Genomic DNA, 25,987 nt, shown 5'->3' on the forward strand with positions numbered 1-25,987 from the left:
CAACTACTCCTTATCAGTGGTCGTGGCGGCGACAGCCTCGGGCGCCTCGGCGGTCTCGGCATCCTCGGCCTCGACGTCGGCGTCAACGCCGGCGAGCGCAGCCAGGTCGTCGAGAGCGGAGGTCTCCTCGGCGGTCACAGGGGCGGAGGCGTCCTCGTCGGCATCGTGCATGGGCTCGATGTCCAGTGCGAGGGAGCGAATCTCCTTGACGAGAACCTTGAAGGACTCGGGGATACCCGGGACAGGAACGTTCTCGCCCTTGACGATGGACTCGTAGGTCTTGACGCGGCCCACGGTATCGTCGGACTTGACGGTCAGGATCTCCTGCAGGACGTTGGAAGCACCGTAAGCGTACAGTGCCCAAACTTCCATCTCGCCGAAGCGCTGGCCGCCGAACTGGGCCTTGCCGCCCAGAGGCTGCTGGGTAACCAGGCTGTAAGGGCCGGTCGAACGGGCGTGGATCTTGTCGTCGACCATGTGGCCGAGCTTGAGGATGTAGGACGTACCCACGGTAATGGGCTCGCGGAACTCCTCACCGGTGCGGCCGTCGAACAGACGGGTCTTGCCGCGCTCGTCAAGCTGGGTGACGAACTCGGGGCGCATGTGATCGCCAAAGGCAGCGGTGGCCTTGTTGAGCATGTTCTTGTTGGCACGACGGATGACCTCGGCGATCTCGTCCTCCTTGGCGCCGTCGAAGACGGGCGTGGCGGTGAAGAACGGACCGGGGACGTACTTGTCGGAGTCGGCCTGTTCGGTATCCCAACCGCAGGCAGCAGCCCAGCCAAGGTGGCACTCGAGCAGCTGGCCGACGTTCATACGCGAAGGAACGCCCAGCGGGTTGAGGATAACGTCGATCGGGGTACCGTCAGCCATGTAGGGCATGTCCTCGACCGGCAGAACGTTACAGATAACACCCTTGTTGCCGTGGCGGCCGGCGATCTTATCGCCCTGCTGGATCTTACGACGCTGGGCGACGTAGACGCGCACCTGCTCGTTGACGCCGGGGGCCAGGTCGTCGCCGTTCTCGCGGCTAAAGCGGACGACGTCGATAACGCGGCCGTAAGCGCCGTGAGGCATCTTAAGGGAGGTGTCGCGGACATCGTGCGCCTTGGCACCGAAGATGGCGCGCAGCAGGCGCTCCTCGGCGGTCAGAGCGCTCTCGCCCTTAGGCGTGACCTTACCGACCAGGATGTCGCCAGGGCCGACCTCGGCGCCGATGCGGATGATGCCGTCCTCGTCGAGGTTGGCAAGCATGTCCTCGGAGAGGTTCGGGATCTCGCGGGTGATCTCCTCGGGGCCGAGCTTGGTGTCGCGGGCGTCGATCTCGTGGCGGGTGATGTTGATGGTCGTCAGCAGGTCCTCGGCCACCAGGCGCTCGGAAACGACGATACCGTCCTCGTAGTTAAAGCCTTCCCACGGCATGTAGGCCACGGTGAGGTTCTGACCCAGTGCGAGCTCACCATGATCGGTCGAAGGACCGTCAGCCAGGGGCTCGCCCTGCTCAACGGTGTCACCGACGCGCACGAGCGGACGGTGGTTGATGCAGGTGGACTGGTTGGAGCGCTGGTACTTGGCCAGGTGATACTCATCCATGCCGCCGGCATGCTTGACGATGATCTTGGCGGCGTCGGCAAAGATAACCTCGCCGGCATTCTTGGCCAGGGTGACCTCGCCAGAGTCCAGGGCGGCGCGGCGCTCCATGCCGGTACCGACATAGGGAGCGGCGGGGTGAACCAGCGGCACAGCCTGACGCTGCATGTTAGCGCCCATCAGCGTACGCTTAGCGTCGTCGTGCTCAAGGAACGGGATCAGCGTGGCTGCGACGGAGAGCATCTGACGCGGCGAGACGTCCATGTAGTCGACGTCCTCGACGGGCACGTCGGCGGGTGCGCCGAAGGAGCCGTCGAAGTCGCGGGTACGGGCGATCACGGCGTGCGGACGGACAATCTTGCCCTCGGCATCGGTCGTGATGAACTCGTTGGTCTTGGGATCGAGCGGCGTGTTGGCCGGCGCGATGACGTGCTTCTCTTCCTCGTCAGCGGTCATCCAGTCGATCTGATCGGTGGCAACGCCGTTCTCGACGCGACGGAACGGGGCCTCGATGAAGCCATACTCGTTGACGCGGGCGTAGAGGGCGAGCGAGCCGATCAGGCCGATGTTGGGGCCTTCGGGGGTCTCGATCGGGCACATGCGGCTGTAGTGCGAATTGTGAACGTCGCGGACGGCCGTCGGCACGTTGGTACGGCGACTGGAGCCGGACTTGTGGCCGGCAAGACCACCAGGGCCGAGTGCGGACAGACGGCGCTTGTGGGTCAGACCGGTCAGGGGGTTCGCCTGGTCCATGAACTGCGAGAGCTGCGAGGAACCGAAGAACTCCTTGATGGAGGCCACGATCGGGCGGATGTTGATGAGCGACTGCGGGGTGATCTCGTCGATGTCCTGGGAGCTCATGCGCTCACGGACGACGCGCTCCATACGGCTCATACCGATACGGAACTGGTTGGCGACGAGCTCGCCGACGGTGCGGATACGGCGGTTGCCGAAGTGGTCGATGTCGTCGACCTTGAAACCCTGCTCGCCGGCAGCGAGGGACAGGAGGTAGCGCAGCGTCGCAACGATATCCTCGTCGGTGAGCACCGTGACCTCTTCCTCGGTGGTGAGGTTGAGCTTCTTGTTGACCTTGTAACGACCGACGCGGGCCAGATCGTAGCGCTGCGGGTTAAAGAGCAGACCCTCGAGCAGGCTGCGGGAAGCGTCCACGGTGGGAGGCTCGCCCGGGCGCAGACGACGGTAGATCTCGATGAGGGCGTCCTCGCGGGTAAGGGCGGTGTCGCGCTCCAGGGTGCGCTTGATCACATCGGAGTTGCCAAGCAGCTCGATGATGTCATCGTTGGTGACGGCGATGCCAAGGGCGCGCAGGAACATCGTGGCGCTCTGCTTGCGCTTACGGTCGATGGAGACCATGAGCTGGTCGCGCTTGTCGACCTCAAACTCAAGCCAGGCACCGCGGGACGGGATGATCTGGGCCTTGTAGATCTGCTTGCCCGAATCCATCTCGGAGCTGTAGTACACGCCCGGGGAGCGGACGAGCTGCGAGACGACGATACGCTCGGTACCGTTGATGATGAAGGTGCCCTGATCGGTCATCATGGGGAAGTCGCCCATGAAGACGAGCTGCTCCTTGATCTCGCCGGTCTCCTTGTTGGTGAGACGGACGTCGGTCAGAAGCGGAGCCTGATAGGTCATATCCTTCTCTCGGCACTCCTCGACGGTGTGCGCGGGGTCGCCAAACTGATGCTCGCCGAAGGTAACCTCGAGAACATGGTTCTGGCTCTGGATGGGGCTGGATTCCTTGAACGCCTCACGAAGGCCCTCGTCCTTAAAACGCTCAAAGGATTCCCTTTGAACAGAGATAAGGTTGGGGAGCTCCATGGCCTCCGGGATTTTCCCGAAGCTGACGCGTTTGCGCTCAGTGGCAGTGTATGCGTAGGTCACCAGGTTTTTCCTCCTTCACGGAAATGCTCGGTGGGTTGGCGAGGCATAGCTTCGCCAGTTATCGCAACTTAATAGTTTATCAGGTACCGACCGTTGGGCAAGAAAAGCCTTGACGCGATAGAGTTTTTGGAGTAGCAAAGTTTTTCGACAGAAAACACGCAGGTAGATGTATGTGTATCGAACATCTGTTCATATATTTTCTGTGAACAGAGCTGCTGATGCATACCGCTGAGTTGCGAAATGGAAGCGCGGGCACAGCCCAAATAAAAAACGGGTGCAGACCGAAGTCCGCACCCGTTTGCCTACCGCCCCGGACAACCACGCGAAAAATCGGAACGCACGTGTCTGAGCGATAGACGAAAATGAAATTCAGCCGCTAGGCAGTTGCTGAGCGTTGCGAGCCCTCGAGGCGTTTCTCGTATTCCTTGTGCATCGCTCGCGACCTGTTCTCAAGCATCTCGGAGAGCTGGCGAAACGTGTTGTCAAACGCCACGATTTGATAGCCATCGTCGACAAAAGAGCCCTTGAGGTAGTTTTTGTCGACGAATCCGTTCCACCCATCGAAGCAATCGAGCCAGCACAGATTTTTCTTTGCACAGAAGAATTCATCCTCGTCCTTGCTCGAATCGCAATAATGCTGCCAGATTTTTTTGAGAACCAGGTCATACCTCTCCCCCGAATACCGGAGAAATGATTGATGCCCACTAGGAACGGGCATGAAATTGCCAATGGTTGCAACCGCATGGGCGAAATCATTCAGATCATTTAATTCGTCATCGTATTCGGCCTCAGATGCCTCGACGCGCAACGAATCCCAATCGATTTTTCTGCTTTTGATATACGGCTGGTTCTCGGTCTTGCATCTCCAGAACGCCGCGCTTGCAGAAACCAAGGTTTCCGCGGAATCAACGATGTCTCTCGGATACTCATCAACAGGCCACAGGACTTCATACATATCCTGAACGGGCTTGAAGCTATATCTCTTGGCACTCGTCTTGCTGCAGTCAAGATCAAAATCACCCGAAAGCTTGTAGCACGCGAGACGCTCCAGGGCCGTTGAGGTTTCGCTCGTGTAATTCAAGATGGAGTAATCGACCAGCGTCCTCAGGTCGGTGAATTTTACTTCCTCGTCTTCTTCTCTGAGGTACACATCTACGGGACACCTCCCACCCGCGTTGCCTTTGTATAGCTCCACTGGTTTTGCCATTTCTTCTCCCCTCTCCCGCTCGCGGAATCAGCCGGCATACAGCCCAAGCTCTGCATCCGGGTAGTTAAAACCTAACACATTCGTCCGCCCTTTTAGAGCTTCCAGCCGTTGGCCTCGGCGTTTTTCAGCAGTTGCTCCCGCTCTTCGAGACGGTCGATCGCGTACTGAAGGTAGGCATCCAGAAACCCCGGAACATGAAAAGGATGAAACCTTTCGTCAAAGCCAGAAACCCCTTTGATGTGATGGAACTCAATCTCTCCGCCTTCAAAGAAGCATTCTAGACAGTTTCTCTTCGCCCAGGACTCAAGGTCTCCAAGGGCATACTTCCCCTGTTCGGCGCCCAGCATCAAATCTGCCAAGGTCGGAGGCATCTGGTCGCAGCATCCGCCCCAATCCGAGGCGAAACGGGTTTTTCTCCCGAGACCGTCCCCGTTGCAACAGTCAACAAGGGGGTAAAGCCCTCGGTGCTGCATCCATCCTTCTGGCAGGATCCACATATTTGCTCGAGTGTACGCAAGCCCCAGAAACATGTGGAGGAGAGGATATTCCTCTTGCGGCAGGAGCCCTTCCAGCATCTCAGCAGTAAGTTTGCCCCGATAGATATCATTCTTATACCAGCGCTCGCCGCGTAGACTCAATAGCTCCCGTATGATCATCCAGGGGCTGAACATGATATCCGCGCGCCCTTTTTCATCAGATCCGAGATGCTCCTTCAGATAAAGGTAATCGATCTCGTACCCGGGATGCTGCCAATAACGGACCCAGTTGCTCAGCGGTCGATTGGGTTGGTACTCCTTCCCCAAGTACGAAGCCATCAAGTTGGCCGATGGCATCGAAATCACATCTACCATGTTTTCTCCTCCTCACACAACCGGGGTCCGGGGCGAATCGAACCACCTCGGACCCCATCATCGCACTAGCCTGTGCCGGCTACGCCCTTAACTGTCACTCCATAGGACGCTGTCAAATCAACCTTTCCGACATTCACGTTCTTGTATCCCACCTGGGTGGGCACCGTGACAACATAGGCCCCGTTCGCTCAGGTAGCCTCGCCGTCACTCCAAGTGCCGCCCGTGCTATAGAGCTGGGCGGCAACGTGGGTGCCGGCCTGCTCCTTCAACGTATCATCCTTGGCAGTCTCAGACTGCACCTCGGACGGGGTGGCGGGGCAAGCCACCGCATCGCAACTATTTAACGGTGAGATGCCAGTCGAATGTGGCTGTGCCCGCTGGGGTCTTGCCGTCCTCGGCGAGTACGGAAGTCCAGATAGTTCGAGCCGCGTACTCGCCCGAATCAAGTTTCTTCGAAAGTTCTATATGCCGAAGCTCGGCACCAGCGCGGAGGTAGGCACCCTCGGAGTTAAAAACCACCTCAGAGGACTCAAAGGAGCCATTATTGTTGAGGTCTACCGCTATGGCGGGCGCTGACAGGATGGGGTTAGACCCTTCTTTCCCGTCCACGGTACAGGTGGCGGGGAGCAAGAGCGTCATATCCTGCCGTGTCTGTCCCGCCCTCCACACGATGTCAGGGGTTGCCGAATAGCTCGCATAGGAGGTCGTCAGGACGGGCTTAAAAGTGGCGCCAGATATTGAGGTCTGCCCTTCGAGGAACGCGGCAGGGCTGGAATCAGAACCGCAGAGGGTGAGGCTCAGGAGCAGCACAGCAAGGAGCAGCGGCAGCAGGAGCGGCCAGCGGCGCACATGCAGGACGGCGGCGTAGGTCGAATGGCCTGATTGGAACTCCTTAATCTCGACCACACCGCCCTCACGGACGAACAACGCACGCAGCGGGCGGCGGGCTTGCGGGTCGCGATGGTTGAGGACGTGCATAAACTCGCCATGCATGACACTCTCAACATCGCCGTGGCGCTCAAAAAAGCGGCTGAAAGCCCGGCCATAAAACTTTGCCCGCGAGAAAGCATAGAATTCGAGGTCAGGGCGCTCGGCATCATCGGCGGGCTTGCGGGCGGGGACTCGGCCAAGAACCCCATAGCGGCGAACATCTTTCCGCGAAACGTGCAGGCGTTCTACCGTTTCGGGGGCATCCTCGAACCGCCACCATTCAGGCTTATCGGATACGGTGTACAGCCACATTAGAACACCTCGGCATCCTCGAAACCATCATCCACGCCATTCGGGAACAAACCATCGAAGATACTCGGGTCGATACCCTCGTTTCGGGGGTCGGAACGATAGGGAAACATGAGGTTATATGGGTCATAGGCGGCGGGGGCATCGGCGGGAACGGCATCGCCTGCGACTATGAGAACGTCCTTGAAACCCTCGTGCGCCAAGATATAGGAGCGGTGGGCATCCTGTAGCAGCGGCAGGCATCTACGGGCTAGATTGACGGTAAGATGAGTCTTGATAGCGGACATTTCAGCACTTCCTTTCAGTGCGTAAAGGGTTCGGACGGGGGCGAAACGACCCAGGGCAGCGTTTGCAACCTCGCTACTTTCTAGGGCACCGAGAAATGAATAGCAGCTATCACCACTAATTCTTTTTCATTCGCGCCATCAGATACCTCACATCGACGCTCGCTCTTCCAGGTTCTCGAACATCCATCCGTATGCCTTTGTATACTTCAAATCGAAAACGCTGTCGTCCAGCTCTTCCTCAGAGCAGAGGCACTTCTCGAGAAACCGATTGAACCTTTTCTTGGTAAATCCGCCCCCCATCGTTCGACGGCAATAAGCCTTCAGCCCCCTTAAAACATTAAAGTCCTCGGATGCCTTATAAAACGTCAGGTCGATCTTGGCGTCATAGAGCGGAAAACCGTCTTTATCGGTCATCTCCGCCCAGTTGTCGGTCCAAAATACGGGGTCATCAATAGAGCTTGGATACACCGCATAGGCTCCATCGTATTGCTTGATACCAAAACGCGTGATGAACACATCGTGGCCACACGCGTCTTCGAGCTCAGCCACGACGTTGACCTTGAATGCCCGGTAAAACGTTTGCAGCGAAGCTGGATTGATGCGCTTGTAATCTTCGAAAAAGCTATCGAAAATCAGCCTGAGTTTCTTGTAGGCCGTTTTGTCGGAGCCCTGAAAACGCTGGAAGCCATCGCTGTTTCCCGTGAAGCCGATTACACTACTGCCCCCACCGTATCCATCGGGAGAACAGTAATAGACACCGTTGACGATGCTGTCGAGATGTCCGGAGCCAAAGCAGCCTTCGATTTCGTTGTACTTTTTCGCCGGAATAGAAACGCGCACATCCATAAGCGACTCCTCTTTCTGCCCACAAAATCGTTATCAATCCGAGCTCGTGCGAACGACATCAGGCGCGGCCCATTCGGCTCCCCTTGCTGTACTCTCTGCGGTTTTCAAGGTACGATGGTCCTCTTAGCCCAAACCCTTTCCCCGTGAACGTCGTCTGACACACCCGTCTCGCCTGAGACTCGCTCGCCCTGCTCGGCACATTTGGCATAATAGGGATTTGTATGCACAGGATTTTGTGCATAGTTTCAGATCTTCAGTAGGAGTTGAGCATGTACTCAAAACTTCTCGCGCCTTTGCTCATTGTCGAAATCTTGCGGGGGCGTACAAGCGAAGATAGCCCGATGTGCCAGAGCGATATCCAAAAGGAGCTTAAACGGGTATACAATCTTTCGCTAAGCAGAAATACGATTAGTAGTCACATCGCCACGCTCCTGGAGCACTATCCAGACAATCTGGGATACCATGAGCGTATACGAGTGCAGCCCGACGGCAGCAAGCAGACAACGATTACGCGTCTGTATTGGATACACGATTTCAGCGAAGCCGAGATCAGATTTCTCGGAGATGGAGCAATGTCGGCACCGCTTCCGCAGGTGCAGAAACGCGAGCTGCTCGACAAACTTGCATCCCTTAATCCCCAGTCGGGGGTCAGCACTCTCAAGAACGTGGTCTCGGCTGACGCCCGCAAGGAACGAACGGTTGTCAATCGGCTGCTCACCAATATCGGCATACTCGACCAGGCCATCACTCAAAAGAAGCGCATAAGGTTTCTATGGGGCAGATACGCTCCAGAGGGAAAAACACTTGCCCTCAGAAAAACGGAGCACATGAGCGAGGTCGACCCCAGGCAAATCGTAACGAGCGGTGGAAAGTACTACTTATTGGCAACGTACCCCAACAATGCCAAACAAATCTACCATTTTAGAATCGATGTGCTGTTTGATATCGAGCTGGTCGATATCAAGGTGAATAGGTCGCTAACAAAGCAGGATCTCACCGACTACCAGCAAAAACACTTTATGATGTTTCAAGGCGACACACCGGTAACCATTCGCGTACGCAACACCGCCCGCGCGCTTCTGCGCGTCTTTGACGCCTTTGGGGTACATGCGCACGTCATCGCGTGCAACAGCGAGTTTATTGATCTTCAGGTCGAGGCGAACCTCAACGCCATACGATATTGGATCAGGCAAAACTCAGAGAACATCGAGACGCTCGCCCCGGAAGAGCTGCGCAAGGAGCTTGCAAAAGACGCTCAATCGATGCTTGCCCAGTACAGCAGAAATATCCCCTGATAACAAGAAACCACCGCGGTGTAGAAAACCACGGTGGTTTGTTGATCTTAGCTATTTGAACAGGCCTATCCCAAGCGTTGCCTTACTTGCGCATCAATCCGCCGCGCTCGTCGATGGCGTCCCAGAAGGCGCTGGCAAAGCGAGGATCGCTTGCGGCCATGAGGGCGTTGGTGGCCATCCAGCCAGACGGGGTGCCGGTGTCGTAGCCCGAGAGCGGGTCGATGACGACAGCGTACATGGCCTCACGATCGAGCGAGCGGGCCATGGCGTCGGTAAGCTGGATCTCGCCGCCCTTACCGGCCTGCTGATCAGCGAGCAGGTCCATGACCAGCGGGCTCAGCAGGTAACGACCGACGATGTACAGGTTGGACGGAGCCGCCTCGGGAGCAGGCTTCTCGACCAGACCGCCGATGCGCCAGACAGCGCCCGGCTCGGCATCGGCAACGCCCTCGGCGCCCTCGAGCGAACCGACGCGCTCGCCGGCGATAACGCCGTAGCGGCTGACTTCCTCGGGCGAGCAAGCAGCGACGGCGATAACCGAAGCGCCACCGTGCTCCTTGGAAACGGCGAGCATCTTGTCGCAGATGTCGCGGTTAGGCACAACGTAGTCGCCCAGAAGAACCAGAAAGTTCTCCCCCGCTACAGCGTCGGCGGCAGAGCGAATGGCGTGACCGAGGCCCTTGGGCTCGTACTGATAACGGAAGTCGACCGGCATACCACCCGCATGGGCGACGGCGTCGGCGTAGGCGTCCTTACCGCGCTCGCGCAGCAGGTTCTCGAGCGAACGATCGGGCTGGAAGTAGCTCAGCAGCTCGGGCTTGCCGGGCGAGGTAACGATGATGGCGTCGTCAACCTCCTCGGGGTCGAGCGCCTCCTCAACGACATACTGGATGACCGGCTTGTCGAGCACCGGCAGCATCTCTTTGGGCGTGCACTTGGTGCCAGGCAGAAAACGCGTGCCAAGACCGGCGGCGGGGATGATTGCCTTCATGTTATTCAAGGATCCTTTCGCAGGCGCAGAATGCGCCCTGTGCGTGCGGCACGGTGGCCGCAGACCAAATTGCGATACCGAAGTATCTTACCGCCGGAGACATACGTCGCCGTAAGGCAAACGCAATTCTTCAGCAGGTCAACGCAAATTATTGCTCGAATGGTGCAATTTTGCGCCCCAGCGGCAACGGGATTGGCACGGCGAAGACAACGGTGTTCTGCGTTCCGAGCAATGGGGATGAGGGGCCAAAACAAAAAAGACGGGGCTCGCAATGCGAACCCCGTCTGCAAAGAAATCTGGCGAGAAAGCCTGATTACTTGAGGGTGACAGCAGCGCCAGCAGCCTCGAGCTTCTCCTTGGCAGCCTCGGCGTCCTCCTTCTTGGCACCCTCGAGAACAGCCTTGGGAGCGCCCTCGACGACCTCCTTGGCCTCCTTCAGGCCAAGGTTGGTGAGCTCACGGACGGCCTTGATGACCTGGATCTTGTTGTCGCCGAAGCCCTCGAGCACGACGTCAAACTCGGTCTTCTCCTCGGCCTCAGCAGCGCCAGCAGCGGGAGCGGCGACAACAGCGGCAGGAGCAGCGGCGGAAACGCCGAAGGTGTCCTCGATAGCCTTGACGAGCTCGGAAGCCTCGAGAAGGGTCATTTCCTTAAGAGCATCGATGATCTCATCGGTGGTAAGCTTAGCCATTTCTAAGTCCTTTCGGTTTCCGTGTCTGTGCACGGAGATCAGTTAAAACACGGCGCGAATGCGCCTGGGGTGCGGCGTTGCCGCCGCGGGTGAAAACAGCGACTAGGCTGCCTTCTGCTCGGAGACCTGCTGGATCGAACGAGCGAGACCAGAGGAAACGCCGTTGACGCAGACAGCGATGTCGCGAGCGAAACCGGAGATGAGACCGGCGATCTGGCCGAGAAGCTGATCCTTGGTGGGCAGCTCGGCGATAGCCTTAACATCATCAGCGGAAACGGCCTTGCCGTCGGAGATACCGCCCTTGATCTCAAGGACGCCCTTGGACTTAGCGGAGAAGTCCTTAAGGGCCTTAGCGGCCTCGACCGGCTCGGTCTCGTAGAACACATAAGCGACAGGGCCGGCGAGGATCTCGTCGAGCTCGGGCTGCTCCTGGTTCTTGAGAGCGATCTTGACCAGGTTGTTCTTGTAGACCTTCATCTCGGCGCCGCACTCGCGAAGCTGATGACGCAGCTCCTGAGCCTGCTTAACCGTCAGACCGTTGTAGTTGACAACGAACAGACCGGCGTTCTCGGCGATACGGGACTCGATCTCTGCAACCTTGTCGATTTTGTACTGCTGGGGCATGAATTACACCTCCTCGAATTCTTTCCGGGCACGGTCCGCCACAAGGACGTGACGGGGGCATGTCCAAAAAGAAAGCCCCCGCGCTGCATGAGCGACGGGGGCGAGAAGACATATCTACTCGACCACCTCGGCTGGCGGGATGTCCCATTAAGCTTGCGGGCAAATGCCCGTTTGCGCCGGCTGTCTCTGGCAGCGGATTCGTGCGTGAACCGAAATTATTATGGCGGGGACCCCGGCGTCGGTCAACGGACACGAGGATTCGTACACAAACCCTGCATACGCTCCGACCGGGAGGGGCAGGGCGAGTTTTCCGCTCGGTCAAGTCCTGGGCTCGCACGAAGGCCACATTAAGTGGCCTTCGGCTCGTGCGGAATCTACGGAAAACTCGCCCTGCCCCTCCCGGTCGGAGCTACGTTGCCTTTGCTGCGAATCCTCGTGTCCGTTGGCCGGCGCGCCCCACTCATAATGCTTGGGTCGGTGGGCTGATGTGTTGCATCCCTGAGGACTACAAAGTCGAAATGAAGGTGGACAGGCGGTGGAGGCCTTCGTCCAAATCTTGGTCGGAGACGCAGTAGCTGAGGCGGATGTGGCCTTCGGTTCCGAAGCAGTTTCCGGGAACTAGGGCTACGTTGGCCTCTTTGATGGCTTTGATGCAGAAGGCTTCGCTTGTTAGGCCGTACTGTTTGATGCTGGGGAAGGTATAGAAGGCTCCTGCGGGCTCTACTGCATCGAGGCCCATGGCGTTTAAGGCTGCGAGTACGCGTTCGCGGCGGGCTCGGTAGACTTCGAGCATGGGGGTTGGGTCGACGGTGAGGGCTCGAGCTGCGGCGTCCATTTCGAAGGAGACGGCACTCGATACTAGGTATTGGTGAGCTTTTGCGACCTCGGCGATAACGGGAGCTGCGGCTGCGAGCCAGCCCAAGCGCCAGCCGGTCATGGCCCAGGGCTTGGAGAAGCTCTCGATGACCACCGTCTGCTCGCGCAGCTCCGGGTGGCGCTGGGCAAAGCGCTCGTAGCCATCCACATAGACGAGGCGGTTGTACACGTCGTCGCAGACCACGTAGATGCCCGTCTGTTCCGCCACGCGCGCCACGGCATCGAGCGATGCCGCGTTGAGGATGCAGCCCGTGGGATTGTTGGGCGAGCAGATGACGATGGCCTTGGTCGCTGGGGTCACACAGGCGCGAAGCGCTTCCTCGTCAACCTGAAATTGCGCAGGTTCCGTATCCAAAAAGACCGCTTTGGCGTGATTGGCCACGACGATGCTCTCGTACAGACCAAAAGCCGGCGTGGGGATAATAACCTCGTCGCCGGGGTTGAGCATAGCCATGAATGTTGCCGACAGGGCCTCGGTCGCGCCGTCGGTCAGGATGACCTCGTCGGCGGAAAACGCCAGGCGCGCATCCCCCATGTAGGCAGACAGTACCTCGCGCAGGGCGGGGCGACCGTTGTTGGGCGGATAGTGCGTGTCGCCGCGGTCGAGCGAGGCCGTCACCTCGGCGCTAATCACATCGGGCGTGGGAAAATCGGGCTCGCCAAGCGCAAGCGCGATGCACCCTGGGTGCTGGGCGGCGAGCGCGTTGATCCGGCGGATGCCGGAGGGCTTGAGCGTGGCAAGCGAGGTGTTCATAGGCAGACGCATGGCGTTCCTTTCGTAAGGGTTGCACTAGGATAGCGCGGCGAGGCGCCGCCAGACGGTGTAACCTAAACGGAAACGAACCGGAAAGGAGGCGGCATGGAGACGACCGCACGCGGCGATGTACCAAAAACGTTGCAAACCATTGCGTATATCAGTATTCCCGAGAGCACCGATCTTGAGTTTTTGCTTTGGGACCTGCAGGATGCCATCGCGGCCTATGCCCGGCTTTCCGGCACCGCACTCCCCCACCCGGTTGACTTGAAGACAAATGACGTCGGTGCAGTCGATGGCATAGTGCTCGCCGTTGATGATGCATTTGACGATGAGGCAATGACCGCCGTCGAGCAGATACTCGATCGCCTTGGCGGTACGGGAACGCGTGTCTATGCCATGATTCAAGCCGCACAAGAGGGCGCTGAGCAGGCGCGCGGGGCCGCCGTTCGTCTGCACAAGGCATGCGAGCGCCAGGGCCAATTGTGGTGTGGCGGCGTTGTCATCTGCGCCGGCAGCGGCATTGCGGCGCTTCGTCGCTCCCCGCGCATGGGCCTCTTGCGCCGGCCTTTTTCGGAAGCGATGGATAAGCTTGTGGGCGCTGTGCGCATGGGCTGCTCCATTGAACATGCGCAGTTGCTTGGCGGTGGCAATGCCGGTGGCGTCGATGCCGACGGCATGGTGCGCGTCAAGCCTGCACTGCCCGCACCGATCTGGCATGCCATCATGAAACGCCTCGGCACCCGCGCCCAATCAGATATCTAAATTACAGCGCCGCCCAGCCAACGGCTTCGCGCCAACGCTCAACAAGACGTTCTAGGCGCCAGGCGGCATTGGCGGGGCTTGTCGAGGGCAGTACGATGGCGGGCAGCCCGGTGCGTTCTTGTAGATAGCGCTTGTAGAGCCGGCCAGCTGTACCACCGTTGCATATCACCTGCTCAATGGGAGCTGCGCCGGTAATGCGCTCGATATCTGCCGGTACAACGTTACGAATGCTCGCGTCACTCGAGCCCTTAATGTCGCAGCTCTCGATCACGTCCCACAGGGCCACGCCGCCGTTCAGCAGCATGGATCGCTTGGCGGCAATCGAGGCGTCGAGCGTCGCTGGCTCGTTACCTGCCAAAGCGTCGCCCTCGTTGGGCGGCACAGGCGAACCGAGGCACGCGGCCAGCACGCGCCAAAAGCGGTTCTGAGGATTGCCATAATAAAAGGCATTGGCGCGCGAAAGCACCGAGGGAAACGACCCGAGCACCAAAACGCGCGAGCGCTCGTCAAACACGGGCTCAAACCCATGCTCAATATGTTGATAGCCCTCGTCAGACGCTGCCATGGCCTAGGCCCTCAACAGATAGCGCACCTCGTAGGGCGCAAGCTCAAGGGAGCCCGTCAGCTCGACCGTGGGCACGCCGTCGGCAAGCAAATCGACAAAGGAGCCGTTGAGCTCGCCGGCTCCAAAGGTATAGGGCTCGTTCACGGCATTGACCGCCACGAGCACCGTCGCGTCGTCGCAGGCGCGCTCGAACAGCAGCTGCTTGTTCTGGATCACCACGTTGCGGTACGCGCCATAGTTGAGAGCGCGGGCCGCCGCGTCGTTTGCCGAGCGAAGGTGCGCGAGCTGCGTGACGAACGCCGTCAGCTCGTTAGGCGCAGGCTCATCGAGCGCAGGGCGCAGCGCCCAGTCGCCATCGGGGCCGCCCTTTTCGCCAGCAATTCCCCACTCGCTGCCATAGTAGACGCACGGAATGCCCGGCATGCCAAAGAGCATGCCATAGGCGGGACGCAGGCACGACTTGTCGGTGAGGATGCTTGCCAGGCGCGGCACGTCGTGGTTGTCGACAAACGACAGCAGGTGCTTGCCGCGGTAGATGCACCACGGATCGCCGCCAAACTGACGGTGCAGCGAATGGGCGATCTCGAACATGTTGACCGAGTTAAAGCTGGAGTACAGGCCCTTGTAGCACTCGTAGTTGGTGCAGGAGTCGAGCATCTCGTCGTTGACGATCTGGTTGTAGTCGCCGTGGAGCGTCTCGCCGATCATCACGAAGTCGGGCTTGAGCTCACGGGCAAAGCTATGCAGACGACGCATGAAATCGCGGTCGAGCATATAGGCAACGTCCAGACGCAGGCCGTCGACGCCAAAGACGTCGGCCCAACGGCGCACGGACTCGAGCAGGTAATCGACCACGGCGGGATTTTGCAAGTTGAGCTTCACAAGCTCAAAATGGCCCTCCCAGCCCTCGTACCAAAAGCCGTCGCCATAGCAGGAATCACCGTCAAAGCTAATGTGGAACCAGTCCTTGTACGGCGAGTCCCACTTGCGCTCTTGCACATCGCGGAAGGCCCAAAAGCCACGACCGACGTGGTTGAAGACGGCGTCGAGCACCACGCGGATGCCGTGGGCATGCAGCGTGTCGCATACGGCGGCAAAGTCGGCATCCCCACCCAAGCGACGGTCGATATGGCGCAGGCTGCGCGTGTCGTAGCCATGGCTATCGGACTCGAGCGGCGGATTGATGAGCACGGCGCCAACGCCGAGTTCCTGCAGGTAGTCGGCCCATTGGGCGATCTTCATGATGGGCGCATCGGGGTTGGGCGCAGCGTTGGCAGCCTGGGCGAGTTCATCCTCGGCAACGGGGGCGGCGTTTTCGCGCGGAGCTCCGCAAAAGCCCAGCGGATAGATCTGATAGAACGTCGTCTCGTATGCCCACATAGCAACCTCCCGGTAAGCTCAACACAACGACATCCATTGTATGCCCGGCTTGTATCCTCTCCCCCAAATTAAGTTGCGGTGAAATAGTTCCCGCTTGGGCCTTCAGAGACCTTAAACAGGAACTATTCCACCGCAACTGATGAGGGGACGTGGTTAGGCGACGGGCTTGGCGCGACGGATGGCGGGGAACAGCACGGTGATGGCGAGGATGACGCCCACGACGGCAATCGCCCCGCCCGCGAAGCCAATCCAGGAGATACCGGGACCCGAAACCACGGCGCCGCCGATCGCGGTGCCCGTGCCGATACCGAGGTTAAACAGGCCCGAAAAGATCGACATGGCGACGGCCGACGAATCCGCCGGCGTGTACTTGATGAGCTCGGCCTGAAACGCCACGTTAAAGGCCGTGGCGCAGCAGCCCCACAGCGCGCAAACGCCAAGAACCGCGACGAGCGACGACGCGACAGGACCCATAAGCAGCAAGGCGACCGGCACTCCGGAGAGCGTGATCGCAAGGAACGGAAAGCGGTGCCCGTCGAACAGGCGGCCGAACAGCCAGCTGCCCACCAAGCCGGAGCAGCCGAACGCCGTCAGCGTCATAGTGATGGCGCCCGCGTCGACGTGCGCGACCTGTGCCAGGAACGGCTCGATATAGCTGTAACCCGCATAATAGCCGGTCGCCATAAAGACCGTGACCGCATAAAGCGCGATGAGGAACGGGTTCTTGAGCAGCTCGGGAAGCTGTTTGAGCGTAAAGCGCTCACCCGCCGGCATGGCCGGGAACACCGCTGCCTGGTACACCACCGCGGCGGCAGAAAAGACCCCGACCACGGCAAACGTCATGCGCCAGCCCACGGCCAGGCCGATGGCGCGGCCGATCGGCAGGCCAAAGATCTGCGCGATGGACGAGCCCGTGGCGATCATGCTGATGGCGAGCGCCCCGTGACGGGTGTCGACCAGGCGCGAGGCCATAATCGAGGCGACTGACCAGAACACGGCGTGCGCGCAGGCGACCACCAGGCGCGCGCAGACCAGGATGGGATATGTCGGTGCCATAGCGGACAGGAACTGGCCCAAGGAGAACACGGCGAGCACGCCGAGCAGCATACGCTTGAACTCAAAGCGCGAGGCAAACACCATGAGTGGCAGCGACAGCAGCATGACGCCCCAGGCGTAGACCGAGATCATGATGCCGGCCTGGGCCTCGGTGAGCGAGAACGACGCGGCAATATCAGTCAGAAGGCCGATGGGCATAAACTCCGACGTGTTGAACACGAACGCACAACAGGCGAGCCCGATAAGAGGGAGCCACTGCTTGAGTGAGATGCCATCTTGTCTTGCCTGACTCATATATAACGTCTCCAATCATTTTGAGCGGAGGCGATTATATAGCAACGGCCCCGCATCCGTCAGCAACAGATTCGGGGCCGCAATCAACTCAATACACAGGGGTTGCGCCGTCAATAAATAGCTAAGCCAACCCCAGCAATATGCCCGCCGAATGCACGACAAACGCCACGATCCAGGCGACCGTCACCTGAAACGCGAACACGGCAACGGCATAGCGCGCGCCCAGCTCGCTCTTGACGGCACCGATGGACGCCACGCAGGGCGGGTACAGCAGCGTAAAGACCAGGAACACGTAAGCGGTAAACGGCGAAAACATGGTTGACAGCACCGCGGGCGACGTTGCGCCCAAAAGCACCGTGAGGGTCGAAATGACGCTCTCCTTGGCGATAAGTCCGGTGACGAGCGCCGTCGAGGCGCGCCAGTCGCCGAAGCCGAGCGGGGCCAACACCGGCGCGATGATGCTACCCAGACCGGCAAGCAGACTCTGCGACTGATCGGCGACCACATTAAAGCGGATGTCGAACGTCTGCAGGAACCAGATGACCACCGTAGCGGCAAAGATAATGGTAAAGGCCTTGGTAATAAAGTCCTTGGCCTTATCCCATGCCAGCATCACCGTCGTCTTGACGCTTGGCAGGCGATAGTTGGGAAGCTCCATGATAAACGGTACCGGGTCGCCCTTAAATGCCGTGCGGTTGAGCACCAAAGCCGCGATGCAACCGACTGCAATGCCAATCAAATAGAGCGAGACCATGGCGGGAACTGTCGCCTGCGGGAAAAACGCCCCGCACAGCAGACCGTAGACCGGCAACTTGGCCGAGCAGCTCATGAACGGCGTGAGCATGACCGTCATCTTGCGGTCGTGCTCGGATGGGAGCGTACGGGTCGACATGATAGCCGGCACGGTGCAGCCAAAACCGACGAGCATGGGCACAAAGCTGCGGCCCGAAAGGCCAAAGCGACGCAGCACCTTATCCATAACAAAGGCCACGCGTGCCATGTATCCGGAGTCTTCCAGAATGGAAAGGAACAAAAAGAGCACGACGATAATCGGCAGGAAGGTCAGCACGCTGCCCACGCCCGTAAGCACGCCGTCGACAGCCAGTGAGCGCACCACGTCGTTGGTGCCGAACGCCTTGAGGCCCGCATCGGCCGAGGCGATGATGGCAGCGATGCCGTCCTCCATGAGCCCCTGCAACGCCGCGCCGATCACGCCAAACGTCAGCCAAAAGACGAGGCCCATGATCACCAGAAACGCCGGAATGGCTGTGTAGCGACCCGTCAGGATGCGGTCGATCTTGACGGAGCGCACGTGCTCGCGGCTCTCGTGCGGCTTGACGACGCAACGCCCGCACACGTCGCCGATAAAGCTAAAGCGCATATCGGCCAGCGCGGACAGGCGGTCGGTGCCGGCCTCGCCCTCCATCTGGGTAATGATGTGCTCGATGGCGTCGAGCTCGTTGCGATCCAGGTGAAGCGCCTCGGTTACCAGCTCGTCGCCCTCAACCAGCTTGGTCGCCGCAAAACGCACCGGAATATGCGCCGTCGCGGCATGGTCCTCGATAAGGTTGGCGATGCCGTGAATGCAGCGATGCAGCGCGCCGCCGTCTGGACCATCGGGCGCGCAGAAGTCCAGGCGACCGGGGCGCTCGCGGAACCGCGCCACGTGCAAGGCATGATCCACCAACTCGCCGATGCCCTCGTTGCGGGCAGCGCTAATGGGGACAACAGGCACGCCCAACAGGCTCTCGAGCAGGTTGACGTCCACGGCGCCGCCGTTGGCCGTCACCTCGTCCATCATGTTGAGCGCGATGACCATGGGGCGGTCGAGCTCCATAAGCTGCAGCGTCAGGTACAGGTTGCGTTCGATGTTGGTGGCGTCGATGATATCGATGATGGCGTCGGGGGTTTCGTCCAAGATGAATTGGCGGCTGACGATCTCTTCGCCCGTGTACGGTGACAGGGAGTAAATGCCGGGCAGGTCGGTAACGCTTGCCTCAGGATGGTTGCGGATGGTGCCGTCCTTGCGGTCGACCGTTACGCCGGGAAAGTTACCAACGTGCTGGTTGGAGCCCGTAAGCTGGTTGAACAGTGTGGTCTTACCGCAGTTTTGGTTGCCGGCGAGGGCAAAATGCAGCGGTGCGCCCTCGGGCACGGCCGTCTTGGCAGCACGAGGCGAATACGTCCCCTCGCCCAGTGCCGGGTGATCTGTCGTGCCGATTGCGGCGTTAGCGCGCGGACCCGTATCTGTATCGTGAACACCCACGAGCTCGATGCGAGCGGCATCGTCCTTGCGCAGCGTCAACTCGTAGCCACGCAGGCGAATCTCGAGCGGGTCGCCCATAGGAGCGTACTTCATCATGGTGACTTCGGTGCCCGGCGTTAGGCCCATGTCCAAAATATGCTGTCGGAGTGCCTGATCGTCCGATGCCACCGATGCGACAACGGCGTCCTTTCCAATCTCGAGTGTATCGAGCTTCACGCGCTCATCCTTTCGTTAGACGCGGTTAACCGTTTACCGGGGCTAACCAACTCGTAACGACAAATGATAGCGCTCTGGACTTTTTTATAAAGTCAAATACCGATGTTTACCTGCGCAAACTTTATGCGGTGCGCCCCGAAAGCTCTTTGCGCATACCGCTCAGCGAGATCGAAATGGAACCCGACCGCGCGGTAGCAGTGAGTCGATCACCCTCGACTGACCCCGTGCATGTAAAGGGCGCCTTGCCCATCAAGACGTGGGAGATAGTACCCGAGAGTTCAAAGAAATCGCCCTCAGCGCGGGCACTCGAGAGAGCGATATTGAGACCCCTAACGTTTAGTACTGCCCTGAGCACGCCGTTCACCCCATGTGAAAACGTCACCTCGCCGCGTTTACTCCCCACCGGCGTCTGGGCCGAAACCACATACGTACCCTCAAGCATGGCTCCTCCTCTGAGTAGGCTTTTTGAAATGGCCATCTAGTCTACTTTGCTGCGAGACGGCTTGCCCAGAAACCTCGAGCACACAATGACGTTCAATCAACAGATTGCTGCAAGGGAAACAAGCGTGCAAGGGGGACAGATTACTTTTGACACCATTTGCGCCAACGGACGGGATGCGGAGCGACGACCGTGCAGGTGGATTCCGGATCGTCGCTTCCTCCGTCCCCCAGCGAATCAAAACGAAGTTGCGGTGGAATAGTTCCTGTTTGAAGCTTTAACCAGCAAAAACAGAAACTATTTCACCGCAACTGCAAAAGCCCGCGCTGGCAACAAATGTCACCTGCGAGGGCTTGGTGGGCGCTCACAATGGCACGTTATTGAAACCCACATCAGTTATGGAATTCCGAACAGCACCGACATGCGATGTCCCCGTCGGCATACCAAGCAATGAAGCTCACCCTAGCCTTAGACGATCGGCGCGATGCCGGCAAAGTGCAGATACAGCGAGATGGCCGCCACGACAATGACCACTGCCGCGATCAGCTTGTCGTGCAGATGCGGGAGCACCTGCTTGCCGCGGCCTCGCTCGCCCGCAATATAGACGGGAATGGCCGGAGCAAAAAGGATCGTCGTGATCATGACGCCCTGGAGGCCCGTCGACCACACCAGGAACAGCGTGTAGATAAAGCCGAGCGTACCGAAGAAGCGTGCTTTGCCGACACTCGGCGCATGCGGTCCGTCCAGATGCTCGTTCTTCCAGCCAATCACCATGTAGTAAGCACCCGAGCAAACATAGGGAACCAAGATCGTGTTGACCGCGCAGCTGTAGAAGAACTGGTAGGTGCTCGCCGCTACATACGACACAATCAGGAAAAGCTGCGTGATGCCGGAGCTCACAAGAACCGTTACCACCGGGGCGTCATGTTTGTTTGTCTTAGCAAACGCCAGCGGGAAGGAGCCCTGACGTGCAGCCTCGAATGGCGTCTCGGATGCAATGATGACGTAGCCCAGCATCGCACCGACCAGCGAGAGAATAACGCCAAGGTTTACGATGGCTGCGCCAACCGGACCGATTGCGCACTCAAGAATTCCCGCCATGGAGGGCGTTGCAAGTTGTGCCATCTCCTCGCGCGGCATAATGCCGAGCGACAGCATCGAGATAATCAGATACAGCGTAAACACGGCTGCAAATCCAAGCGCCGTCGAACGACCGACGTCGCGCACATACTTTGCACGGCCAGAAATGACGACAGCGCCTTCGATACCCGTAAAGACCCAGACAAGGGCAATCATGGTCGAGACAACCTGCTCACCAAAACCGGGGCCAGCCGGCTCTCCCCAGAAGTTGTCCATAAAGATATCGACGTTGAACTTACCCAGGAGCACAATGCTCAGCACAAAGAGCCCCAGCGGCACCAGCTTCGCCAAGGTGACGATCGTGTTGATGCCGGCAGCTTCCTTAACGCCGCGAAGCACGAGAGCGGTTAGGAACCACAAAAACACGCTGGCGCAGACGATGGAAAGCATATTGTTGCCCGTACCGAACGCAGGGAAGAAATAGCCCAGCGCGCTAAACAGCAAGAGCGCAAAGCTCACATTGGAAAGACATGCGCTGATCCAGTAGCCCCAAGCGGAGTTGAATCCAACGTAATCGCCAAAACCGGCCGCAGCGTATGCATAGATGCCGCCAGTCAGGTCTGGACAAGCCTGAGATAAACCGTTGAATACCATCATCAGCGCAAAGACGCCAATGAAGCAAATTCCCCACGAAACGATAACCGCGCCGGTATTGGCTCCGCCTGCCGCCATATCGCCGGCAAGAGAAAAGATGCCGCCGCAAATGCTCGCAGTGATGACCATCATGGTCAGACGAAAGAGATCCAGACCATTGGGGTCGATAATCTCATCGTTACAAGTTTTAGAGGCCATATATGTGCACCCCCTCAATCAAACGACCGCATAAAGATGGCCCGGACGTCCCGAATCGGGTGCCGGGCCATCGGTCAAGCGATCATTAAGCTAGTACAGCGACCACATTAGAAGCGCAGCGACAGGCAAGAAAGGCCGCCGTCGACCTTGCGGTACTCGGAGGTGTCGACAACGAGCGTCTTGTAGCCCAGATCCTGCACGGCCTTGAGCACGGTCGGATAGCCCTCGGCAACGATGACCGTACCGTTGACCCAGATGCAGTTGGCGCCGTAAGCCTCGTCCTCGGGCACGACGATCTTGTTGTACTGGGCAAAGTCGGGCTTATCGATGAACTCACCGGAGACGAGCATGTTGTTGTCCTCGATGTAGTTGACGCCCGTCTTGAGGTGCAGGACCTCCTCCAGAGGCACCTCGGAGCCCTCGAGGCCCCAGCCCTCGAGAATCTCGCAGAACTGGCAGATACCCTCTTCGTTGGTGCGAGCAGAGCGACCGACGTAGAAGTGGTCGCCGACCATCATGACGTCGCCGCCGTCGAGCGTGCCGGGGGAAACGATGTGCTTGACATGCTCGTCGTCAAAGAAGCGACGGACGACCGGCTCGATTTCGTCCTTCTCGCCATTACGACTGTCGGCGCCGGGGTTGGTAATGATGGCGCCGCAGCGAGTGATAACGGCCGGATCCTCGACAAAGCAGCTGTCGGGATACTGCTCAAGCGCCGGCAGCACCGACACGTCAACGCCACACTGCTCGAGCGCATGCTCGTAATCGTAGTGCTCCTCGATAGCGCGCTCGTAGATGGGCTGGCCAAGCTCGGGGGCGCTCGTGATGCCATTGCTCAGGGACTTGCCGGGACGACGGATGATGACGTGGCTGAACTTAGTCATGATGATCCTCCTTGGATCTCATAGTACTGAGCGGACTTCCTTGCGTCCGCCTTCCTTCCGATGGCTTTATCTTAGGGTGTCTTTACTGTTTTGTATATTGTATACAATCCTGAACGGTAGATATTTGTCGGTAAGCGTATTATTGCTTCTTCTGGTTTGGTAGCGCGATTTAACTGGTCGTTCTATAATTCAATTAGCCTATTGAGGCGAAACGTATTTATTTTTGAAAATATACAGTTGAGGAATATAAGCTCATGGAAACGCTCCGAAGACCCTTGAAGGATCATGTATACGACTATATTTCGAGTCGCATAGACGCCGGCGAGCTTTCGGCCGGCGACCGCGTGAGCGAGCAGGCGATCTGCGATGCCATGGGCGTGTCGCGCACGCCGGTTCGCGAGGCGCTCATCCAGCTGGCAAGCGACGGCTATCTGGACAATCTCCCCCGCCGCGGATTCCGCGTCCGAGGGTTCGATCAGCAAAACGCCGTTGAAGTCTTTGAGATTATGGGGCCTCTCGACGGGCAGGCGGCATACCTCGCCTGCCCTCTCCTAACCGACGAGGACATCATGCAGCTGAAGTTTTTGGTTGGGTCCATGGACCTTGCGATCCAAGGCGGTCTTATCCGAAAGTACGACGACATTCAGCGGGACTTTCACCTCACGTACTTCAACCGCTGCGGCAACGACCGTCTGCGCGACATGATTTCGCAACTCGAGCGCTGCTTTATCAAGCGCGATTACGAGACTGTCGACCAGGAGACGGCGTGCGAACTGCTCAATAAAGCCAACAACGAACATGCTCATATTCTTGAGTTGTTCGAAGCACGAGATGCGACGGGCGTGCGCGACTACGTTCGCGATGTCCATTGGAACACAGAAAACGCCCAGTTCACCGTCTGGTAGGAAAGCAACAAGGGACGACGTCGGTCTTAAACCTTGGCGACAGCACCGCCCAAACTAATCCGCTTTCCTCCGTCCCCGAGGGATCATTCTTCTGGCAGCCAAGACAACGCCGATGCTTTGGCGCGGACAGCGAAAGCCCGCCAGAGCGAGCAAGGTGCCTTGAAACGAGGCGGCATTGACCTTCTGGTCATGCCGCCGAAGTTGAAAGGCAGATTGCCGCTCTGGCGGGCTTGCAGCGTCGAGCTGTTACGCGGTTTGGTAAAACCGCGTAACTAGAAACCGTGGCGCTCCAGGAAGCGGAAGGCTAGGCGGATCCAAGGACGGACTGCCACCTGCTTGTCCTCGTTGTCGACCGCAGTATTGGCGTTGCCGAGCGAAAGGCCGTGGCCACCCTGGTCAAAGACGTGCATCTCGCATGCAACACCCTCCTCGGCCATGCGCTGCGCAAACGGGTAGACCTGCGCGACCGGCGCCGTCTTGTCGTCCGAAACGCCCCACACAAAGGTCGGGGGCATCTGGCGCGAAACGTGCGTGGTAGGGCAGATGTCGGCCAGGTGCTCATCGGTCGCCTCGCCGCCCGTCACCATCGACAGATAGTCGTTGAGCAAATCGCGCCCCGTCTTGCCACCCGTCTTGGGCACGCGCAGGTCGATGCGCGGGTCGCGCGTCTGCATATCGCGCACATAGGCAAGGTCGAGCAACGGATAGCCCAGCACCACGGCGTCGGGACGAATATCCTCCGGACGAGCCCCGGCAAGGCCCGCGAAGGGTCCGGTCTTCCACTGCGTTGCCAACGAGGCGCAGATCATGCCGCCCGCCGAGAAACCCACGATGCACACGCGCTTGGGATCGACATGCCACTCGTCGGCGTTAGCGCGCACGGTAGCGACCATCTTGGCGAGGTCCGCCTGCGGGTGCGGAAAGCTCACGTCGCCCGTGGCGCTCGTCACATAGTTGAGCACAAAGGCCTGGTAGCCGCGGTCCAAAAACGCAAACGCCACCGGGTCCTGCTCGTGCGGAGCGATATGCGTAAACCCGCCTCCGCCGCAGATGATCACCGCGGGGCGGCGGCCATTGGGCTTGTCGGGCAGCGGCTCGGCACCCAGATACGTAAACGTCGCCGGATAATCCTCGGTCGGCTCCTCGCCCCACAGCGCATGGTTCTCAATAATCATAGGTGCTCCCTCCGCGCAGATTATGCACACTCATTTTTCGCATCTAAGCGTACCCCAGTTGTGCGCAGGACGCAGAAACACTCCAGCAATAAGTTTCCCTTCAACTGATATATCACATAATCCCAGTTCAGAGGTATCGTTGAGCAGCGTAAAATAGGGGCGTTGACCAAGCCGTGAAACACATATGAAACGTTTCCGGCAAACCAAGCGCGCGCTATGCGCCTATTTAAGTTGGAGGCAACTATGGGTCTGCTCGATTCGCTTAAGTCCACCTTCACCTCGACGGGCGAGGCATCCGTTCCGCCCGCGGCAAGCTTCGCCACCCGCGAAGGCGTCATCTACGCCCCCGTCAACGGCGTGCTCGTCAACCTGGATGAGGTTCCCGACGAGACCATCGCCTCGGGTATGCTCGGTCAGGGCTACGGCATCGAGCCCATTACCGACACCATCTATGCGCCCGCCAACGGCCGCATCGGCGCCACCACCGTCACCAACCACTCCATCGGCATGATCACCGAGGACGGCCTTCGCGTGTTCATCCATGTTGGCCTGGGCACCGTGGAAATGAACGGCAAGGGTTTTGCCCGCTTTGTCGAGATGGGCGATGAGGTCAAGGCGGGGCAGCCGCTCATCAGCTTCGACCGCGAGGCCATCAAGGCCGCCGGTCACGAGGACATCGTGACCGTCATCGTCTCCGAGCTCGATCGTCTTAAGAGCATCGACCATGTCGGCGAGTCCGGTACGCTTATCGGCGGCAACCCACTCGTCAAGCTGGGCGACCCGCTGCTGGTAGCCAAGACCAAGTAGCAAACCGCCGTCATCACATAACGGGCCAACCGCCTGTGCATCTTTGCCGCATCTGTGTTGTTGTTTTTGCCTATGTAGAGGTTCTGAAACGTTTCTACCTAGACAGCTAAGCATCAACGCAGGTGCGGCTTTTGCGTAGCGAAGCAT

General features: G+C 59.0%; 22 protein-coding genes. 4 read left to right on the top strand and 18 right to left on the bottom strand.

Annotated features, from left to right (window positions below; genetic code table 11):
- Positions 1–3 precede the first annotated feature (3 nt).
- The 6 genes from DW821_RS04435 to DW821_RS04460 form a co-directional block, all read right to left on the bottom strand.
- A complete protein-coding gene (locus DW821_RS04435; protein WP_233552998.1) occupies positions 4–3,432 on the bottom strand; it encodes a DNA-directed RNA polymerase subunit beta in 3,429 nt (1,142 codons plus the stop codon).
- Between the two features lie 439 nt (positions 3,433–3,871).
- The gene (locus DW821_RS04440; RefSeq protein ID WP_118065800.1) at positions 3,872–4,702 is read right to left on the bottom strand and encodes a hypothetical protein; all 831 of its coding nucleotides are present in this window, start codon (positions 4,700–4,702) and stop codon (positions 3,872–3,874) included.
- A 92-nt stretch (positions 4,703–4,794) separates the two neighbouring features.
- Positions 4,795–5,553: a hypothetical protein gene (locus DW821_RS04445; RefSeq protein WP_118065802.1), complete on the bottom strand. Its 759-nt coding sequence runs from the start codon at positions 5,551–5,553 to the stop codon at positions 4,795–4,797.
- A gap of 336 nt (positions 5,554–5,889) precedes the next feature.
- Positions 5,890–6,795, bottom strand: a complete 906-nt coding sequence (locus DW821_RS04450) for a hypothetical protein (protein ID WP_118065804.1) — start codon at positions 6,793–6,795, stop codon at positions 5,890–5,892.
- Positions 6,795–7,079: a hypothetical protein gene (locus tag DW821_RS04455; protein ID WP_118065806.1), complete on the bottom strand. Its 285-nt coding sequence runs from the start codon at positions 7,077–7,079 to the stop codon at positions 6,795–6,797. Before DW821_RS04455 ends, DW821_RS04450 begins: the two co-directional genes overlap by 1 nt.
- Before the next feature lie 147 nt (positions 7,080–7,226).
- Positions 7,227–7,925 carry a hypothetical protein gene (locus DW821_RS04460; RefSeq protein ID WP_118065808.1) on the bottom strand — a complete coding sequence of 233 codons (699 nt, stop codon included), beginning with the start codon at positions 7,923–7,925 and terminating at the stop codon, positions 7,227–7,229.
- Between the two features lie 269 nt (positions 7,926–8,194).
- Between DW821_RS04460 and DW821_RS04465 the strand changes: the two genes are divergently transcribed.
- Positions 8,195–9,220, top strand: a complete 1,026-nt coding sequence (locus DW821_RS04465) for a YafY family protein (RefSeq protein ID WP_118065810.1) — start codon at positions 8,195–8,197, stop codon at positions 9,218–9,220.
- 82 nt (positions 9,221–9,302) lie between these two features.
- Here the strand turns inward: DW821_RS04465 and DW821_RS04470 are convergent, their stop codons facing one another.
- From DW821_RS04470 to DW821_RS04485, 4 genes are all read right to left on the bottom strand, one after another.
- Positions 9,303–10,211: a UTP--glucose-1-phosphate uridylyltransferase gene (locus DW821_RS04470; protein WP_117716442.1), complete on the bottom strand. Its 909-nt coding sequence runs from the start codon at positions 10,209–10,211 to the stop codon at positions 9,303–9,305.
- 313 nt (positions 10,212–10,524) lie between these two features.
- Positions 10,525–10,902 (bottom strand): 50S ribosomal protein L7/L12, encoded by a 378-nt coding sequence (rplL, locus tag DW821_RS04475; RefSeq protein ID WP_006235005.1) that lies wholly within the window; start codon positions 10,900–10,902, stop codon positions 10,525–10,527.
- Between the two features lie 102 nt (positions 10,903–11,004).
- Positions 11,005–11,526, bottom strand: a complete 522-nt coding sequence (gene rplJ, locus DW821_RS04480; protein WP_089572500.1) for a 50S ribosomal protein L10 — start codon at positions 11,524–11,526, stop codon at positions 11,005–11,007.
- Between the two features lie 505 nt (positions 11,527–12,031).
- On the bottom strand, positions 12,032–13,168 hold the full coding sequence (locus DW821_RS04485; protein WP_118065812.1) for a pyridoxal phosphate-dependent aminotransferase: 1,137 nt from the start codon (positions 13,166–13,168) through the stop codon (positions 12,032–12,034).
- A gap of 93 nt (positions 13,169–13,261) precedes the next feature.
- Between DW821_RS04485 and DW821_RS04490 the strand changes: the two genes are divergently transcribed.
- The gene (locus DW821_RS04490) at positions 13,262–13,921 is read left to right on the top strand and encodes a hypothetical protein (RefSeq protein WP_118065814.1); all 660 of its coding nucleotides are present in this window, start codon (positions 13,262–13,264) and stop codon (positions 13,919–13,921) included.
- 1 nt (position 13,922) lies between these two features.
- On the opposite strand, the gene DW821_RS04495 is transcribed toward DW821_RS04490, so the two are convergent.
- The 7 genes from DW821_RS04495 to DW821_RS04525 form a co-directional block, all read right to left on the bottom strand.
- Positions 13,923–14,486 (bottom strand): DNA-deoxyinosine glycosylase, encoded by a 564-nt coding sequence (locus DW821_RS04495; protein ID WP_117635358.1) that lies wholly within the window; start codon positions 14,484–14,486, stop codon positions 13,923–13,925.
- Positions 14,487–14,489: 3 nt separating this feature from the next.
- Complete coding sequence (locus DW821_RS04500; protein ID WP_117635359.1) at positions 14,490–15,866, bottom strand: alpha-amylase family glycosyl hydrolase; 1,377 nt, start codon at positions 15,864–15,866, stop codon at positions 14,490–14,492.
- Positions 15,867–16,019: 153 nt separating this feature from the next.
- Positions 16,020–17,216: an MFS transporter gene (locus DW821_RS04505; RefSeq protein WP_118065816.1), complete on the bottom strand. Its 1,197-nt coding sequence runs from the start codon at positions 17,214–17,216 to the stop codon at positions 16,020–16,022.
- A 121-nt stretch (positions 17,217–17,337) separates the two neighbouring features.
- Positions 17,338–19,698 (bottom strand): ferrous iron transport protein B, encoded by a 2,361-nt coding sequence (gene feoB, locus DW821_RS04510; protein WP_118065818.1) that lies wholly within the window; start codon positions 19,696–19,698, stop codon positions 17,338–17,340.
- 121 nt (positions 19,699–19,819) lie between these two features.
- On the bottom strand, positions 19,820–20,140 hold the full coding sequence (locus DW821_RS04515; RefSeq protein ID WP_118065820.1) for a hypothetical protein: 321 nt from the start codon (positions 20,138–20,140) through the stop codon (positions 19,820–19,822).
- Positions 20,141–20,605: 465 nt separating this feature from the next.
- On the bottom strand, positions 20,606–22,069 hold the full coding sequence (locus tag DW821_RS04520; protein ID WP_117843506.1) for a basic amino acid/polyamine antiporter: 1,464 nt from the start codon (positions 22,067–22,069) through the stop codon (positions 20,606–20,608).
- 107 nt (positions 22,070–22,176) lie between these two features.
- Positions 22,177–22,953: a dimethylarginine dimethylaminohydrolase family protein gene (locus DW821_RS04525; RefSeq protein WP_117843507.1), complete on the bottom strand. Its 777-nt coding sequence runs from the start codon at positions 22,951–22,953 to the stop codon at positions 22,177–22,179.
- A gap of 254 nt (positions 22,954–23,207) precedes the next feature.
- On the opposite strand from DW821_RS04525, the gene DW821_RS04530 reads away from it, so the two are divergent.
- Positions 23,208–23,858: a GntR family transcriptional regulator gene (locus DW821_RS04530; protein WP_118065822.1), complete on the top strand. Its 651-nt coding sequence runs from the start codon at positions 23,208–23,210 to the stop codon at positions 23,856–23,858.
- A 272-nt stretch (positions 23,859–24,130) separates the two neighbouring features.
- Here the strand turns inward: DW821_RS04530 and DW821_RS04535 are convergent, their stop codons facing one another.
- Positions 24,131–25,033 (bottom strand): alpha/beta hydrolase, encoded by a 903-nt coding sequence (locus DW821_RS04535; RefSeq protein WP_117758641.1) that lies wholly within the window; start codon positions 25,031–25,033, stop codon positions 24,131–24,133.
- 243 nt (positions 25,034–25,276) lie between these two features.
- Here DW821_RS04535 and DW821_RS04540 point away from each other — a divergent pair, with 243 nt between their 5' ends.
- Positions 25,277–25,840: a PTS glucose transporter subunit IIA gene (locus tag DW821_RS04540; RefSeq protein WP_233552994.1), complete on the top strand. Its 564-nt coding sequence runs from the start codon at positions 25,277–25,279 to the stop codon at positions 25,838–25,840.
- Positions 25,841–25,987: the final 147 nt, after the last annotated feature.

Origin of the sequence: Collinsella sp. AM33-4BH (assembly GCF_003469205.1) — a bacterium.
In the GTDB taxonomy this organism is placed as follows: domain Bacteria; phylum Actinomycetota; class Coriobacteriia; order Coriobacteriales; family Coriobacteriaceae; genus Collinsella.

Coding starts and splice junctions, on each gene's coding strand:
- DW821_RS04435 (WP_233552998.1), bottom strand. CDS start 3,432: ATGGAGCTCCCCAACCTTATCTCTGTTCAAAGGGAATCCTTTGAGCGT.
- DW821_RS04440 (WP_118065800.1), bottom strand. CDS start 4,702: ATGGCAAAACCAGTGGAGCTATACAAAGGCAACGCGGGTGGGAGGTGT.
- DW821_RS04445 (WP_118065802.1), bottom strand. CDS start 5,553: ATGGTAGATGTGATTTCGATGCCATCGGCCAACTTGATGGCTTCGTAC.
- DW821_RS04450 (WP_118065804.1), bottom strand. CDS start 6,795: ATGTGGCTGTACACCGTATCCGATAAGCCTGAATGGTGGCGGTTCGAG.
- DW821_RS04455 (WP_118065806.1), bottom strand. CDS start 7,079: ATGTCCGCTATCAAGACTCATCTTACCGTCAATCTAGCCCGTAGATGC.
- DW821_RS04460 (WP_118065808.1), bottom strand. CDS start 7,925: ATGGATGTGCGCGTTTCTATTCCGGCGAAAAAGTACAACGAAATCGAA.
- DW821_RS04465 (WP_118065810.1), top strand. CDS start 8,195: ATGTACTCAAAACTTCTCGCGCCTTTGCTCATTGTCGAAATCTTGCGG.
- DW821_RS04470 (WP_117716442.1), bottom strand. CDS start 10,211: ATGAAGGCAATCATCCCCGCCGCCGGTCTTGGCACGCGTTTTCTGCCT.
- rplL (WP_006235005.1), bottom strand. CDS start 10,902: ATGGCTAAGCTTACCACCGATGAGATCATCGATGCTCTTAAGGAAATG.
- rplJ (WP_089572500.1), bottom strand. CDS start 11,526: ATGCCCCAGCAGTACAAAATCGACAAGGTTGCAGAGATCGAGTCCCGT.
- DW821_RS04485 (WP_118065812.1), bottom strand. CDS start 13,168: ATGCGTCTGCCTATGAACACCTCGCTTGCCACGCTCAAGCCCTCCGGC.
- DW821_RS04490 (WP_118065814.1), top strand. CDS start 13,262: ATGGAGACGACCGCACGCGGCGATGTACCAAAAACGTTGCAAACCATT.
- DW821_RS04495 (WP_117635358.1), bottom strand. CDS start 14,486: ATGGCAGCGTCTGACGAGGGCTATCAACATATTGAGCATGGGTTTGAG.
- DW821_RS04500 (WP_117635359.1), bottom strand. CDS start 15,866: ATGTGGGCATACGAGACGACGTTCTATCAGATCTATCCGCTGGGCTTT.
- DW821_RS04505 (WP_118065816.1), bottom strand. CDS start 17,216: ATGAGTCAGGCAAGACAAGATGGCATCTCACTCAAGCAGTGGCTCCCT.
- DW821_RS04515 (WP_118065820.1), bottom strand. CDS start 20,140: ATGCTTGAGGGTACGTATGTGGTTTCGGCCCAGACGCCGGTGGGGAGT.
- DW821_RS04520 (WP_117843506.1), bottom strand. CDS start 22,069: ATGGCCTCTAAAACTTGTAACGATGAGATTATCGACCCCAATGGTCTG.
- DW821_RS04525 (WP_117843507.1), bottom strand. CDS start 22,953: ATGACTAAGTTCAGCCACGTCATCATCCGTCGTCCCGGCAAGTCCCTG.
- DW821_RS04530 (WP_118065822.1), top strand. CDS start 23,208: ATGGAAACGCTCCGAAGACCCTTGAAGGATCATGTATACGACTATATT.
- DW821_RS04535 (WP_117758641.1), bottom strand. CDS start 25,033: ATGATTATTGAGAACCATGCGCTGTGGGGCGAGGAGCCGACCGAGGAT.
- DW821_RS04540 (WP_233552994.1), top strand. CDS start 25,277: ATGGGTCTGCTCGATTCGCTTAAGTCCACCTTCACCTCGACGGGCGAG.